This window comes from Actinomyces israelii (assembly GCF_030253495.1).
Classification (GTDB): Bacteria; Actinomycetota; Actinomycetes; order Actinomycetales; family Actinomycetaceae; genus Actinomyces; species Actinomyces israelii.
Genome location: NZ_CP124548.1, coordinates 3,590,020 through 3,603,916 on the forward strand (window position 1 = coordinate 3,590,020; position 13,897 = coordinate 3,603,916).

The following is a 13,897-nucleotide window of genomic DNA, read 5'->3' on the forward strand; positions in this document are numbered from 1 at the left end:
ACCGCGCCGGAAGCGGGGCGGACGAGGCCGCCGGGGAACCCGTGTCCCCCGGCGGGCCCCTGTCATCACCCGCGGGCCGGCTGCGGCGCTACAGCCCCAGGAACCCGGACCAGGCTCCCAGGATGCCGATGACGAACATGCCCAGAATGATCCACAGGGCATTGATCTTCTTATTGAGCAGGTACATGCACAGGAAGGTCAGGCCGAGCGCGGCGGCCCCCGGCAGCAGGCTATCCAGAATGTCCTGGAGAGTCTTCGTCTGAACTTCGCCAGTCCCGTACTGCTCCGCCTGGGAGACCACGGTGGGGAATTTAATAGTCGTCCACTTGGAGACCAGGGCGCCCATGACGAACAGACCGGTAATGGCCGCAATCTGCGTAATGCGCTTCAGCTGGCCCCCCCCCACCTCGGTGACCATGGCGGTGCCGCGCTCGTACCCCCACCTCAGGCCGTACCAGCGAACGAGGATGCGGATGATGTTAATGCCGAAGAAGTAGATGAGCGGGCCGAGCCAGGAGCCGTTGAGCGCCAGTGAGGCGCCGAGAGCACCCAGGACCGGGCGAGCCGTGCCCCAGAAGATCGGGTCGCCGACGCCGGCCAGAGGCCCCATGAGACCGACCTTGACGTTGGTGATCGTCTCGTCCCCGATGTTCTCGCCCTTGGCGCGCTGCTCCTCCATGGCGGCGGTGACGCCGAAGACCACCGAGGAGATCCACGGGTGGGTGTTGTAGAACTCCAGGTGGCGCTTGAGCGCGGCCGCCTGCTGGGTCTTGTCGTTGGGATAGAACTTCCTGATCGCGGGCATGAGGGTCAGGCAGAACCCGATGGCCTGCATGCGCTCGAAGTTGAAGGATCCGAGCAGGAAGGTGGAGCGCCAGTACATGCTCCGCAGGTCCTTGGTGGTGAGCATGCGCTCCGGAGCCGCGGGGGCAGTCACGTCGGTAGTCATAATCGTGCTTCCTTCCGGTTCAGTCGAGTTCGTCGTCCAGGTCGTCGTCCAGGTCGGCACCACCGCCACCGCCGCCCGCGGCGACCGGCTGCGGCAGCCGCGTAGCCTCGTGGAACTCGGGGTTGAGCTGGACGTAGATGAAGGCGAGGCAAGCGCCGAGAATGCCCAGGGCCACGAGGGTAATTCCCTCCTTCAGGGTCGTCATGAAGGTGGCGACAACGAATCCGATGAAGAAGAACGGCATGAGCTTGCGCGCCTTCATCATATTAATCACCATGGCATAACCGACGACGACAATAAAACCGCCGGCGATCTGCAACCCGTTGGTAATGACGTCCGGAATGGCCTCAAGCGCCGCCTGGACGCTGTCACCGGAGGCGACGACGACGACAATGGCGGTGGGGATCGCCACACGCAGCCCCTGGAGCATCAGGGCGATGAAGTGCATGACCTCAATGGCCCGCATATTCGCCCGATCGGCGAACCTGTCCGCCTGGTGGGCGAAGAAGACGTTGATGGTGCGCACGAAGATGGTGAGGGCCTGGCCGGCGACGGCCAGCGGGACCGCCACAGCGATGGCCTCCCCCTGGCTCTGCCCTCCAGCAATAACGATGACCGTGGAGACGGTGGAGGCGAGGGCGGCATCGGGGGCCATGGCGGCGCCGACATTCATCCACCCCAGGCTCACCAGCTCCAGGGAGCCGCCGATCATAATACCGGTGGTCGGGTCGCCCAGGGCGAGGCCGGTGAGGGTGCAGGCAACAATAGGACGGTAGAACATGCGCTCGTCCAGAACAGCATCGCAACCGGCCAGGAAGGCCACAAGCGTCACGAGAATGATCTGAACCGCATTGATATCATGCATGAGGCTGCTTTCTCTGCGGATTTCGGAGAATCTGGTGGAAGAGGACGGGGGAGGGCGCAGGGACGAGCCCGGGCACCGGCGTCGTCGGCGCTCCTCCTGAGGCACCGGCGTCGTCGGCACTCCTCCTGAGGCGCCGGCGATGCCGCTCGGCTGCGCGGCAGACGACCGCGGCGCGACCCGCCGCGCGGCCGAGGGTCGCCTCAGGAGATGAAGCCCTTGGACCTCAGCGCCTCCATGAGATCCGAGCGGCCCGTGGAGGGGACCTGCTGGATGTACTGGGCGATCCCGCGCTTGTCGATCTCCTGGAAGGCCTTGGCGTCCTCGTCGGAGATGTAGACGGCCTGGGACAGGGCCTTGGTGCCCTGCTTGAAGGTCATGCCGCCGACATTGACCTCTTTGGCCTCGACGCCCAGGTCGAGCAGCCGGACGATGTCCGCCGGGGTCTCCACCACGATGACGGCCTTGAGGGAGGCGTACTTCGGGTTCTTGTAGACGCGGGCGGCCTTCTCCACCCCCAGGACGTGCACCTTGACCTTGCCGCCGCCGGTCTGGAGCATGAGCGTCTTGCGCAGCTCGTCGTTGGCGGCGCCGTCGGACACCGCGAGGATCGCCTCGGCCCCGAGGCTTCCCGCCCAGTTGTTGGCCACCTGGCCGTGAACCAGTCGTGAGTCAATGCGCAGGAGCTTGATGTCCATCAGAGCTCGTCTCCTTCGTCGTCGGAATCGGTGTTGGTGGGGGTGAAGATCTCGGAGAGGACCTTGACGCCGCCGGAGCCGGCGGTCCGGGCCGTCTCGACCAGCTCGGGCAGGGTCCCGCCGGTCAGGCGGCGGCCGAGGACCTCGATGAGCATGGGCAGGTTGACGCCGGTGACGACGTCGGCATCCTCACGCTCAGCGGCGAAGCGCGCCGCCGCGTTGTAGGGGCTGCCCCCGAGCAGGTCCACGAGCACCAGGTACTGGTCGCTCGGGGACTTCTCGACGGCGGCGGCGTACTTGGCGAGCAGATCGTCCGGGCCCTCCGAGGACTCGAAGGTGACAGCGACAAGATCTTCCTGGGGGCCCGCAATCATGGCGGACGAGGCGATCAGCCCCTCCGCCAGGTGCCCGTGGGCAGCGACGATCACAGCAACCATGCTCACTCCTTCGTGAATCGCGCAGGTCCCCGCCCGGGTTGGGCAGGGACGTCAACAAGCAGAACAAACGTTACCTGCATCACACAGATACGGCAGGTCGAGCGTCCGATATTCGACCACCAAAGACCGATTTGTGTCCTATCTCATAGATTAGGTGTAGTGTGGACGGGAGGCTACCCATGCACCCGCCCGCACGCGCCCAACAGCGGGCTGCCGCCGCCCGCCGTGCGCCGCCGCACGCCTCCGCCCGCCGTGCAAGGGGCAACACTCCACCGTCAGCCTGCTGACAAGGGCCCCGCGGCCACCGGACACTGTGCCCATGAGCACGCCACCCACGAGCACGCGGAGCACACCGCGCACACAGAGCACGCCCGACCCCGCGCGCCGCACGCGCCTCCTCCCACGGCGCAGCGCCCTGAGGTCCTTCTCGGCGCTCGCGGCCCTGGCGTCCACGGGCGCGCTCACCGGATGCGGCTCGACCCCCGACAAGGACCGCGACGACGCGCTGGCCAAGATCGAGTGGCTGCCCTCGGAGGTCGACACCGAGTCCGTCAGCCTGGACCAGCAGCGCGCGACCACCGCGGTGACCGCCTGCAACGCCGTCGGCGCCACCATGCTCTCCACCCTGCTGCGCCAGGCGACAGGCTCCAACGCGCTGTCCTGCCCCGTGGGGATCACCTTCATCCTGGCCCTCCTGTACGCCGGGGCCGAGAGCGTCGGTGAGGGCGTCAACGCCGCCCTTGGCGTCAAGGCCGACGCCCAGGCCCAGTCCCGCGACTCCACCTGGAGCGCCGTCCGGCAGACCCTCCAGCGCTTCGACGTCGCCGACGTCCAGCAGCTGCGAGACTTCGACCCCGGGACCATCCCGGAATCACCGCTGATCCACGTCGCCAACAACATTATGATCGTTGACGAGAAGACCGTGGTCCGCCAGGAGTACCTCGACAACGCCAAGCGCTGGTACGACTCCGAGATCGGCCGCATCCGCAACCCCGACGCCAGGGCGGCCCTCGATGCCTGGGCCGCCCTCCACACCGGCGGCCTCATCAAGGAGTCCGGCATCGACATCACGCCCGACACGCGCCTGGTGCTGCAGAACGCACTGCTCTTCGCCGCCCGCTGGGCCGCCCCCTTCAAGGCCGAGGAGACGGAGAAGGGCGCACAGTTCACGCTCGCCGACGGCTCCTCATCCACCGCCGACCTCATGACCGACACGGGCGTCTACCCGCTGGTCAGCGGGAAGGGGTGGCGCGCCCTGCGCCTGCACTACACGGCCGGATCGGACTCGCCGTCGTCGTCGAGCGGGACTGACTCCGAGGCGGTCGCGCCCGGCTCCGGCTCGCCGTCGTCGAGCACGGCGGGGTCGAGCGCGCCCGACCCCGGGCCCGGCTCCGCCTCCAGCAACCTGGCCATGGACGTGATCCTGCCCGACAACGTCGTCTCCCCCGCCGACCTGCCGGCGAGCACCTGGGGCGAGGCGACGGCGGCCCTCACGGCGGCCACCGCCGAGCAGCAGGTCGCCCTCAAGCTGCCCAAGCTCGACCTGGCCTCCGGGGTCATGGACCTCTTCCCCGTCCTGACAGCCATGGGCGTCGATCTGGGATCGCTGGACCACATCGCCGAGGGCATCGACGCCACCCAGGCCGCCCAGCAGGTGCGCCTGATCGTTGACGAGGAGGGCACCGTCGCCGCGGCCCTCACCGAGATCGGGATCGAGACATCCGCAGTCGATGAGTCGGACGCCGTCGAGTTCACCGTCGACCACCCCTACGTCCTGCGGATCGTGGACCTCGCCTCGGGGGTGGCCATTATCGAGGCGGCCATCCTCAACCCCGCCGGCTGAGGAGCGCGGGCGGGCTCCCGGTTGTCCCGGGGCACCGGGACAACCGGGAGCCCGCCCGGACCGTCACTTGCCGGAGTAGCGGTACACGTTCGTCTCGCGCAGCTCGAAGCCGCAGCGGCGGTACAGACGGTTCGCGGCCTCGCGGGAGGGGCGGGAGGTCAGGTCGACCGTGCGGGCGCCGAGCCGACCGGCGTGGGCGACGGCCGCCTCGACGAGCGCCCGCCCAGCGCCCTGGCCGCGGGTCGCGGAATCGACGACGACGTCCTCCACCCAGGCGCGCAGCCCCGTGGGGATCGAGAATGTCGCCAGGGTCAGCATGCCCAGGATCGGGCGGGCGCCGTCCGCGGCGGGCTCGTCGGGGCGGAAGACGAACAGGTAGACGCCCTCCTGCGCCACGAAGGCCTCGCACTGCTCGGCGGTCAGCGCCGGCGCTGAGCGTGAGAGCTGAGGGATGAGGCGCTCCATCGCCTCGATGAGCTCGGGGGTGGACTCGGCGATGATCTCAACGGTCATGGGCTCTCCTCGTGTTTGCGTTCTGCTCGGTTGTGCGCAGTGGCGGGCCGCGGGCGCGTGAGCCTCGGCCTGCGGGGAGCCTACCGGCCCCGGCGCCCCGCACGGGCCGGGCATGCGGGCGGCCCGGCATGCGGGCGGGCGGCCTGGGCCGGCGCCATCTGCGCTCCCCCGCGTCGAGATAGACATTCTCGGACGATGTCGACGGTGTCACCGTCTATCTCGTCCGAGAATGTCTATCTCGACGCATGCTTCTCGTATGAGCAGTGATCTTTCCGGCGCCGTCCCGACCGGGGCCGCGGCGGCGTGCGACGCCATTGGTGCGCGCATGCTCGCCGGGCGCCTCCACGAGGGCGGTGCCGGCAGCACGATCAGCGAGAACAGCGAGGCCGGGCGTGGCAGTCATGATGGTGCTGCAGACCACCGCAATGTGCTGGCCTGCCCGGTCGGGCTCGCCCTGGCCCTGGCCGTCCTGCGCGCCGGAGCAGCCGACGCCGGCACCGACGCCGCACTCGGAATCGACAGCGCGCCCGGCACCGACGCCGCGCCCGCGCTCGTGGCCGACGGTGCGCCCCGGGTCGGCGTCGGCACCCCCGACTCCACCGGCCCGCGCGCACCCGGGGACTCCGCCTCCCCGCTCCCCCGCGACCTCGTCTGGTCCGCCGTCCAGCGCGCTCTCCGGCGCTTCGACGTCGCCGGCCCCGAGCAGCTGCGGAGCTTCAACCCCGACGCCATACCGGAGACGCCGCTGGTCCACATCGCCAATAACATCCTGGTCGTCGGAGAGCACGTAGTCCGCCAGGACTACCTCGAGGCCGCCAAGCACTGGTACGACGCCGAGATCAGCAGAACCCCGCTCGCGGAGGCCAAAACCGCCCTCGACGCCTGGGCCGACCTGCACACCGGCGGCCTCATCAAGCAGTCAGCCATCGTCCTCAGGCCCGACACGGTCCTCGTGCTGCAGAACGCCCTCCTGTTCGCCGCCCGCTGGGAGCGCCGCTTCACAAAGGCATCGACCATCGAGAAGCAGCCGTTCACGCGAGCCGACGGATCCACCTCGCGGGCCGACCTCATGACCAGCACGCGCCCCTACACCCTCGTCGCCGGCCCGGGGTGGCGCGCTCTACGCCTGCCCTACAACGGTGGCGGAGCGACCGGGGGGCCGACGCTCGCCATGGATGTCATCCTGCCCAACAGGGTCATCTCCCCCGCCAACCTGCCGGCGAGCACCTGGGGCGAGGCGACCCGGCTCCTCACCGCCGCCCAGGCGGAGGACCGCGCCACCAGGGTGCGCCTCCGGCTCCCCCGGCTCGACCTGTCCTCACAGCCCACCGACCTCACCGGCGTCGTCGAGTCCCTCGGCGTGCCCCTGGGCAGTCAGGACCATATCGGGCCGAACGTGTCCGTGAGCCAGGTCGTCCAGCAGGTCAGGCTCACCGTCGCCGAGGAGGGGACAGTGGCCGCCGCCCTGACCGAGATCACCGCTCGTTCTGGGGCGCTCGCGGGCTGGGAGGACGACTTCGTCGTCGACCATCCCTACGTCCTGCGGATCGCGGACCAGGCCTCCGGCATCGCACTCATCGAGGCCGCCGTCCTCGACCCCGCCGCCGGCACGCGGCCCCGGTGCCCGGTGCTGGTCGAGGGCGCGAGCAGGTTGAGGGCGCGGTTCACTCGGAGGAGGCGAGGACCGAGTCGATGAGGGAGGCCACCGACGTCGTCGTGCGCTCGCAGACGGCCAGGACCTCGGGCGGCGAGCCGTTCATGGCGACGGCGTGGTCGGCGGTCTCGTGCATGGAGATGTCGTTCCACGAGTCGCCAACGCTCCAGGTCTCGATGCGCTCGCCCCGGCAGGGGCCGTCGTCGGCGGCGAGACGCTCGACCAGCACGGTCAGGCCCGCGCCCTTGGAGGAGCCGGCGGGGACAATGTCGAGGAAGTTCTGGTTGTGGAAGCCCACGGCCACGTCGCCCCAACGGCGTGCGACCTCGGCCTGCATGTGCGCCATGAGCGCCGGGTCGGCGATGCGCAGCGGGACGCCGACGACGGTGCGTCCGGCCAGGTCGGCGCGGGAGGCCCTGGAGAACAGCGTGAGCAGGGCCGTGTCGGAGCCGATCGAGTCGTAGAGCTGGAGGTCGCCCTCGAGCGTGGTGGCGAAGACGGTGACGCCGGTCTCGCCCTCAAGCAGGTCGAGGACCTCCTCGGCCAGGCCGTCGGGCAGGGTCCGGGCCTCCAGGACGTCGTAGCCGCCGTCGGCCAGGGCGGCACCGGTGTAGAGCACGGAGTAGTCGAAGGCCAGGTCGGAGCCGCTCAGAGCCGAGTGCAGGGCGGCCACCGAGCGCCCGGTGTTGGGCACGAGGAGGTTGCCGGCGTCGCGCCAGCGCGTCATGGCGTCCAGGTCGTCCTGGGAGATTGCCGCGTTGAACAGGAGCGTGCCATCGATGTCGGTGGACAGGAGCTTGCGCATCGCCCCAGCCTACGGGGCAGGGCGGGTTCCGGGGCGCCGTCGGACCGATCTCGGCGCGGAACCGGACCGATCTCGGCGAAGGGGCGCCGAGGGCGGGCGGAAGGCGCGAGCCGGCGGGGGACAGCGCGAGCCGGCGGAGGACAGGACCGGGAGCAGATCGTCTCGAGCGAGCAGTTGCGCATGGAGCACTCTGTAGTGTAGAGTCCTCTGTGTACCCCAAGAGAGAGCGGAACTGATGTCCCTGAACTTTCACACCCCCGTCCGGCTGACAGACGTCAGCCGCGACTTCGGACCCGTCAAAGCCCTGTCGAACGTGACCCTGTCGATCCCGGCGGGCGGAACTGTCGGACTGCTGGGCCCTAACGGCTCGGGCAAGACGACCATGCTGAGTCTGATCGCCGGCCTGAGGGAGCCGACCTCGGGAACCGTGGAGCTGTTCGGAGCCGATCCCCGGGACAGGGCCTCGCGCGAAAGGCTCGGCGTCACCCCGCAGCAGTCCGGGATCGTCAAGGAGATGAAGGTCCTCAGCATGACGCGATTCATTGCCGGCCACTACGCGGACCACGAGGACGCGGAGACCCTCCTGGAGAAGTTCGGGATCGGCCAGCTGGCCGGCAAGCGCATTGGCGGCCTGTCCGGCGGCCAGCAGCGCCTGCTGTCGGTGGCCCTCGCCTTCGCGGGCAGACCCCGCCTGGTCCTACTGGACGAGCCCTCGACTGGACTCGACACGATGGCCCGCAATCATTTGTGGGACGCGATCCGTCGGGGAGCGCGAAGCGGAATCACGATCCTGCTGACCAGCCACTACCTCGAGGAGGTTCAGGAGCTGTCCGATCGGATTATCATCATCCGAGAGGGCAGAATCGTTGCCGACGGCTCAACGGAGAAGATCATTCGCAACGCCGCCTCCACCATTGTCCGGGTGACGACCGGCGATGATCGGGCCCTGTCGCTTCCCGGAGTCACCGCGGCGCACCGCAAGGGCGCTGTTGTGGAGCTCAGCGTCGCCAATCCCAGTACCGTCCTGAAGTCGCTGGGGCGGGCGGGCATCGAGTACTCCGACATTGACATTATTAAGCCGACCCTGGAAGACGCCTTCACTCACCTGGCCGTCGAGGAGCAAACATCATGACAACCGCCCGGATCCGCCCCGAAGTCAGTAATATTCTCGTGCCCGACTCAAGACTCGCTTGGGAATGGACCCGGTTCGAGATGGCCTCTTGGCTGCGCGAACCAGCCGCCGTCGTGCTGAACATGGCCTATCCCCTGATCATGCTGGGCTTCTTCCTCGTCTCGACCGACATCCGTACAGACTCCGCAGCGGCTATATCCCTACTGGGTTACCTCAGTCTGGTCGGCGTACTCATGGTCTGCCTCAACTTCCCGGCCAACGGAATCCCGGAGGCGCGCGAGTCGGACTTCTACGCCTTCTCCCGGACGCTGCCCATCGGCGCCGCCCCACGCCTTATCGCCTGGACAGCGGCCCCTATTGCATGCGGCCTCATCAGCGCCGCATCGACATTCATTATCGCCACCCTCGTCAGCGCAGCCGAGCCGTCAGTGATGGACTTCGCTATCATCATAGGCGTCTCGCTGGTCCTGGCGGTGCCAATCACCCTTCTGGGTCTCGCCCTCGGCTTCATCCTGCCCAAGAAGACCTCACTGGCCGTCAGTCTCACCATCGCCTTCAGCATGATTCTCTTCGGCGGAATCAGCGGCATTCCCCTGCCAAGCATCGTCGAGACTATCTCGCACGCACTTCCCTCCGGCGCCGCCGGCCATATTATCGCCTCCCATCTCAACGCAAGCGATTTCGACTGGCGCAACATCGTCGTCCTGATCGCCTGGGCCGTCATCGGCATCCTTGCAGTATTCCTTCTCTACCGCCGCGACGAGGGACGCAGGTTCCGCTGACCTCCCATTCATTATACGCCTTGCCCGTTATCCAGTCCGAAGGAGGTGACAATGCAGACGCCCACTACTCCCGACTTCACCATCGAGTCATTTGAGGTCGGAGCCGAGAAGGAACTCAGTACCGCACCAGCTGCAGTGTGCTGCTCATCGATTCTGTGCTGCTGCTGCTAACAATCGACGGCGGGATGGGGCGGCTTCATAGGCTTACCTTGATGACGCTCCATCCCCGCCGCCCACAAAGGTTAGCGACAGGACACTTGCTGTTCACAGAACTCAGTAGAAAGTGCCATCACATGAATTCCATTCCGCCCAATCCAATGATCCAGCCGTGGATCACAGCCGCCACCGAAGACAATACGGTTGTCATCCGGCACGCCGACCGAGCGGTCGTCTTCACTGGCCCAGGCGCTAAAGCCCTCATGCCCGAACTAATTGCCAAGCTCGATGGCACTTCACAAGTTGACGCCATCATCAACTCCTTTCCGGCAGAGAAGCAGGCGGCAATCAGTTCTGCTATCGATCTTCTTGCGCATCATAATCTGCTCATCGAAGGCACCGCACTGACCCACACAAAAGACACGCCAGCTCCCGGACTGCGGAACGCAGCATCTTTAGCAGAACTTCTTTCACCCGCAATCACTATAGACGAAATCGCGTCACGGCTGAGCGCCACACATCTTCACATCTTAACTGACTTGTCTAACATCAGTCATTTGAAGAACATTCTCGTGGAATCAGGATTTGGGTTTGTCGAGACGTTCCCACTGTCCGCGGTCACCGAAGTCGAGCGCTCGCTGACACAGAACTCCGTCGTGGTGGTTGCGCCAAAACTGAGTTCGGCCCGCGAACTGAGACAGATGAATGACATAGCCCTCGAGATTGGATGCCGCTGGACCCACATACTGCCTTACGATGGTTCCTACGCCATTGTAGGACCGCTTTACATTCCAGGAGAAACAGGATGCTACCGCTGCCTTCAGTTACGGCGCCGGTCGACAATCGAAGCAGCCGATCAGCAGCGCATTGTGGACGACGACCCGGACAGCATTCTGCCCACTCCCCTCGACGAATGGACTAGCCCCGGACAAGAAGTCGCCCTATGGGGACTGTTCGCCCATCTTCTATCCATCGAGTGCCTTCGCCTGTATTGGGCACCTGCTCCACTTGCCGGCCATATTCACACAATGGAGTGGAAGGGCAATACCGTGAACACTGTGCGCCATCGTCTCTTCCGGGTTCCCCGCTGCCCCTCCTGCGGCCCAACAGATTTGGGCGTGCCACAGCCTTGGTTTGAAGCACCCGCTACCGCGGCGAAGAAGAATTAGCGGAAGCCACATCATGATTAATACTGCTCAGAAGACCCCCCGATTTTCCGAACGGTGGAATGACAGAACTGCATCGACGGAGAGTCTGCTGCATCTCGGCTCCGAACACTTCGGAGTGGCGCCCATTAAGTTCGAGATCACCCACAGTAGCAACGAAGTCAGAAGTCACTATATCGGCGTCCGATCAGCGGCAGCAGACGAGATCATTGGCACGCCCGTCAATCATTCCAATGGTGGCGGCTCATTCAGCAGAGAACAAGCCCGTATCGCGGGAATCGCGGAGACCGTCGAACGATATTCAGCTGCTTATATTCCTCGCACCGGGCTGAGAACCTGCTCCTACAACAATTTGAATGGCCCGGCCCTGCATCCGTCCGATTTCGCTCTTTTTGCACCTCATCAGTACGAGCAGCCCGCCTTTCCATACATACCATTCACCGCAGAGACAGTCACCACCTGGACGCAGGGCCTGAGCCTACGAACTGGCCTTCCGACGTATGTTCCTGCGCAACTCGTCTACCTGAACAGGCACCTCGACCCCGACTCCCGCATTGGTTATGCTACCAGTAACGGACTGGCTTGCGGCCCCGACTACACGGAAGCTGCAATATCCGCCCTCTTCGAGTGCGCAGAGCGCGACGCTGTCATGATCACCTGGAACGCAGGTCTAGCAATGCCTCGCATCGACCTCAACTCTAACCTATGGGTCCGTAAAATCATCCGGCGTCACTTCAAACCAACCTGGATGAACTTTGCGGCCTTGGATCTGACCCCCATAAACGGAATTCCGACAAGTTTGGCAGTAGTTTGGAGCAATAACCCTGAAACACAGCTCCTCTCTGTCGGCGCGGCCTCCCGCTCTACTCTTGCCGAGGCATGCGTGGAGGCCCTTCTTGAGGCCTTTCATTGCACTGCTTATTGTCGCTCACTCATTCGAGATAATGGTTCAATCGATACCTCGGACAATCTCGACAAGAAAGTCGTCTCGCTCGAGGATCATGTTCGTTTCTATGGTAGCGACGAGCACGCAAAACTGGCGGAGTTCCTGCTCGGGTCATCGCAACAAATTGATCTTCAGAGCACGCCGAATCTGGACCACTCCAGCCCGCGGCAACTCTTGGAGGAACTCGTCCGCACTCTTGACGGTGACATTGATTGCACGATTGTCGACGCGACATCTCCGGATCTTCAGGAACTCGATCTCGCCGTGGTCAAGGCGGTCTGTCCACAGTTCATTCCCCTTGGAGTGGGGTGGCGAGATAGATATATAGGAGGAGACCGCATACTCGACGTACCTCAAAAAATCGGTCTGTCAGATCATCAACTTGCCTACAGTGAACTCACGCCATATCCGCATCCATTCCCGTGAGCCGTGGGGAGGAACCGTGACCACGCCAAACACACTCGAAATCATTCAACCTATCGAACCCGGGCTTTTCGATCCCGCAGAAAATTTCATAGAAGCGAGTAAACTTCATCGGCATCTCCTTGAGGCCGAGGTACCAGGAATCCGAGAACTCACACGATCACCCGCGTTGCTTGATGCCACTGGGAGGGCTACAAACCCTTACCCTCAGCGCACCCCGATCCTGCTTCCCGACCCTGCGTCATTCCCTCAAGAAGCATCCCTCTCTGACGTGCTGCAGGAACGTCGCTCTCCTCGCGGATTCTCATCATCACCAGCGCTCTCACTGGATAAGATCGGATGGTTGTGCTGGGCCACAGACGGTAATACCGGCGAGATCGCTCCGAATCGTTACGGAAGAACTGCACCCAGTGGAGGCGCCCTGTATCCTCGAGATCTTTACGTCACCACGATCGCGGGAGACGTCGAAGCCGGACTCTACCATTATAATCCTTATTTGCACCACCTTGAATTTGTAAATTCAACGACCCCGCACGATGTTGCCGGCACAACAGCACAGCCAGAAGCACTCGCCCAGGCATCTGCCGTCCTGCTTCTTATGGCGTCATTTTGGCGCAACCGGATGAAATATAACCAACGCGGAGTCCGCTTTGCGCTGACAGAGTCCGGGCATGTCGCTCAGAATGCCTTACTGGCCGCCGTGGCCTTAGGACTCTCAGCCCTCCCAATAGGAGGCTACTTTGACGAAGAGCTTAACACGATGCTTGGCGCGGACGGACTTCACGAAGAAGTCCTGTATGCAATTTTCCTTGGTAGTCCACTATCTTAGATCTGGCCGTGACCTCCTTAAAGGAGTCGCAGCATGATCGAATTCATGTCCGGAAGCCTCATATTTCTGGGGTGGTGGGCAACGTGGACCACATATATTAAGTACCTTCGACGAACATCTCAATTACATAGGTTCCATTCCGGCATCTATGACTTGTGCACACTTGCCTACGCTCTTTTAGCTCTCATCCTGAGCGCCGCTCATATCACACCATTCACACTGCCTCAACTCCGATCAGGTCCAATCGACTATCTTATAGCCGCGGCCTCCGGGATCGCACTCTGGAGTCTTCAACGAATCTATCTGTGGCATGCGCGACATCGGACGAATAGTGACTGCGCTCTGGGCCACTACCCTGTTCGGCGGCCGTACCTCCTACCGCTGACCGCCGCCACCGAAGAGATACTTTTTCGAGGCTGCCTGCTGTACGGTCTGATATTCCTGGGCGTACCGCCCGCAGGAGCGATTCTGGCAACGGGCATGCTATTCGGTTCACTGCATGCTTTTCAGTACGGCCTGTACGGAGTCGTGCTGCACACTGTCACCGGCATCGCGTTTGGTATACTGGCCGTGCGCTTCGGCCTGGGCGCAGCCGTCGTTGCGCATGTTATCTTCAACGCGATGGTGCTTCTCACTGCGAGAGGACCGGCCCGGTCGCCCACGACGGAGCGGGCCGGGCACGGGAGGCCAGCGGGCGACTAG

14 protein-coding genes are annotated in these 13,897 nt (G+C 64.5%); 8 read left to right on the top strand and 6 right to left on the bottom strand.

Going from position 1 to position 13,897, the window contains the following annotated elements; genetic code table 11:
- Positions 1-88 precede the first annotated feature (88 nt).
- The 4 genes from AIF0345_RS14925 to AIF0345_RS14940 form a co-directional block, all read right to left on the bottom strand.
- Positions 89-949, bottom strand: coding sequence for a PTS system mannose/fructose/sorbose family transporter subunit IID (locus AIF0345_RS14925; protein WP_268917299.1), 861 nt, complete (start codon positions 947-949; stop codon positions 89-91).
- 19 nt (positions 950-968) lie between these two features.
- A complete protein-coding gene (locus AIF0345_RS14930) occupies positions 969-1,814 on the bottom strand; it encodes a PTS mannose/fructose/sorbose transporter subunit IIC (RefSeq protein ID WP_043560942.1) in 846 nt (281 codons plus the stop codon).
- A gap of 200 nt (positions 1,815-2,014) precedes the next feature.
- Positions 2,015-2,509, bottom strand: coding sequence for a PTS system mannose/fructose/N-acetylgalactosamine-transporter subunit IIB (locus AIF0345_RS14935; protein ID WP_285296589.1), 495 nt, complete (start codon positions 2,507-2,509; stop codon positions 2,015-2,017).
- Positions 2,509-2,946, bottom strand: a complete 438-nt coding sequence (locus AIF0345_RS14940) for a PTS sugar transporter subunit IIA (RefSeq protein WP_043560948.1) — start codon at positions 2,944-2,946, stop codon at positions 2,509-2,511. The genes AIF0345_RS14935 and AIF0345_RS14940 overlap by 1 nt, the downstream gene beginning before the upstream one ends.
- A 319-nt stretch (positions 2,947-3,265) precedes the next feature.
- Between AIF0345_RS14940 and AIF0345_RS14945 the strand changes: the two genes are divergently transcribed.
- Positions 3,266-4,789, top strand: a complete 1,524-nt coding sequence (locus AIF0345_RS14945; RefSeq protein ID WP_285296590.1) for a serpin family protein — start codon at positions 3,266-3,268, stop codon at positions 4,787-4,789.
- Positions 4,790-4,852: 63 nt separating this feature from the next.
- On the opposite strand, the gene AIF0345_RS14950 is transcribed toward AIF0345_RS14945, so the two are convergent.
- A complete protein-coding gene (locus AIF0345_RS14950) occupies positions 4,853-5,302 on the bottom strand; it encodes a GNAT family N-acetyltransferase (RefSeq protein WP_285296591.1) in 450 nt (149 codons plus the stop codon).
- A gap of 256 nt (positions 5,303-5,558) precedes the next feature.
- On the opposite strand from AIF0345_RS14950, the gene AIF0345_RS14955 reads away from it, so the two are divergent.
- Positions 5,559-6,998, top strand: a complete 1,440-nt coding sequence (locus AIF0345_RS14955) for a serpin family protein (protein ID WP_268917303.1) — start codon at positions 5,559-5,561, stop codon at positions 6,996-6,998.
- Here AIF0345_RS14955 and AIF0345_RS14960 read toward each other — a convergent pair.
- Positions 6,967-7,761 (bottom strand): HAD family hydrolase, encoded by a 795-nt coding sequence (locus AIF0345_RS14960; RefSeq protein ID WP_268917304.1) that lies wholly within the window; start codon positions 7,759-7,761, stop codon positions 6,967-6,969. The genes AIF0345_RS14955 and AIF0345_RS14960 overlap by 32 nt on opposite strands.
- A 235-nt stretch (positions 7,762-7,996) precedes the next feature.
- Here AIF0345_RS14960 and AIF0345_RS14965 point away from each other — a divergent pair, with 235 nt between their 5' ends.
- From AIF0345_RS14965 to AIF0345_RS16760, 6 genes are all read left to right on the top strand, one after another.
- On the top strand, positions 7,997-8,893 hold the full coding sequence (locus AIF0345_RS14965; protein WP_268917305.1) for an ABC transporter ATP-binding protein: 897 nt from the start codon (positions 7,997-7,999) through the stop codon (positions 8,891-8,893).
- Positions 8,890-9,675: an ABC transporter permease gene (locus tag AIF0345_RS14970; RefSeq protein WP_268917306.1), complete on the top strand. Its 786-nt coding sequence runs from the start codon at positions 8,890-8,892 to the stop codon at positions 9,673-9,675. Before AIF0345_RS14965 ends, AIF0345_RS14970 begins: the two co-directional genes overlap by 4 nt.
- A gap of 137 nt (positions 9,676-9,812) precedes the next feature.
- The gene (locus AIF0345_RS14975) at positions 9,813-11,000 is read left to right on the top strand and encodes a TOMM precursor leader peptide-binding protein (RefSeq protein WP_268917307.1); all 1,188 of its coding nucleotides are present in this window, start codon (positions 9,813-9,815) and stop codon (positions 10,998-11,000) included.
- Positions 11,001-11,013: 13 nt separating this feature from the next.
- On the top strand, positions 11,014-12,369 hold the full coding sequence (locus tag AIF0345_RS14980) for a YcaO-like family protein (protein ID WP_268917308.1): 1,356 nt from the start codon (positions 11,014-11,016) through the stop codon (positions 12,367-12,369).
- Positions 12,370-12,385: 16 nt separating this feature from the next.
- Positions 12,386-13,195 (top strand): SagB/ThcOx family dehydrogenase, encoded by an 810-nt coding sequence (locus tag AIF0345_RS14985; RefSeq protein ID WP_268917309.1) that lies wholly within the window; start codon positions 12,386-12,388, stop codon positions 13,193-13,195.
- A 45-nt stretch (positions 13,196-13,240) separates the two neighbouring features.
- Positions 13,241-13,897 (top strand): CPBP family intramembrane glutamic endopeptidase, encoded by a 657-nt coding sequence (locus AIF0345_RS16760; protein ID WP_353962072.1) that lies wholly within the window; start codon positions 13,241-13,243, stop codon positions 13,895-13,897.

Coding starts and splice junctions, on each gene's coding strand:
- AIF0345_RS14925 (WP_268917299.1), bottom strand. CDS start 949: ATGACTACCGACGTGACTGCCCCCGCGGCTCCGGAGCGCATGCTCACC.
- AIF0345_RS14930 (WP_043560942.1), bottom strand. CDS start 1,814: ATGCATGATATCAATGCGGTTCAGATCATTCTCGTGACGCTTGTGGCC.
- AIF0345_RS14935 (WP_285296589.1), bottom strand. CDS start 2,509: ATGGACATCAAGCTCCTGCGCATTGACTCACGACTGGTTCACGGCCAG.
- AIF0345_RS14940 (WP_043560948.1), bottom strand. CDS start 2,946: ATGGTTGCTGTGATCGTCGCTGCCCACGGGCACCTGGCGGAGGGGCTG.
- AIF0345_RS14945 (WP_285296590.1), top strand. CDS start 3,266: ATGAGCACGCCACCCACGAGCACGCGGAGCACACCGCGCACACAGAGC.
- AIF0345_RS14950 (WP_285296591.1), bottom strand. CDS start 5,302: ATGACCGTTGAGATCATCGCCGAGTCCACCCCCGAGCTCATCGAGGCG.
- AIF0345_RS14955 (WP_268917303.1), top strand. CDS start 5,559: ATGAGCAGTGATCTTTCCGGCGCCGTCCCGACCGGGGCCGCGGCGGCG.
- AIF0345_RS14960 (WP_268917304.1), bottom strand. CDS start 7,761: ATGCGCAAGCTCCTGTCCACCGACATCGATGGCACGCTCCTGTTCAAC.
- AIF0345_RS14965 (WP_268917305.1), top strand. CDS start 7,997: ATGTCCCTGAACTTTCACACCCCCGTCCGGCTGACAGACGTCAGCCGC.
- AIF0345_RS14970 (WP_268917306.1), top strand. CDS start 8,890: ATGACAACCGCCCGGATCCGCCCCGAAGTCAGTAATATTCTCGTGCCC.
- AIF0345_RS14980 (WP_268917308.1), top strand. CDS start 11,014: ATGATTAATACTGCTCAGAAGACCCCCCGATTTTCCGAACGGTGGAAT.
- AIF0345_RS16760 (WP_353962072.1), top strand. CDS start 13,241: ATGTCCGGAAGCCTCATATTTCTGGGGTGGTGGGCAACGTGGACCACA.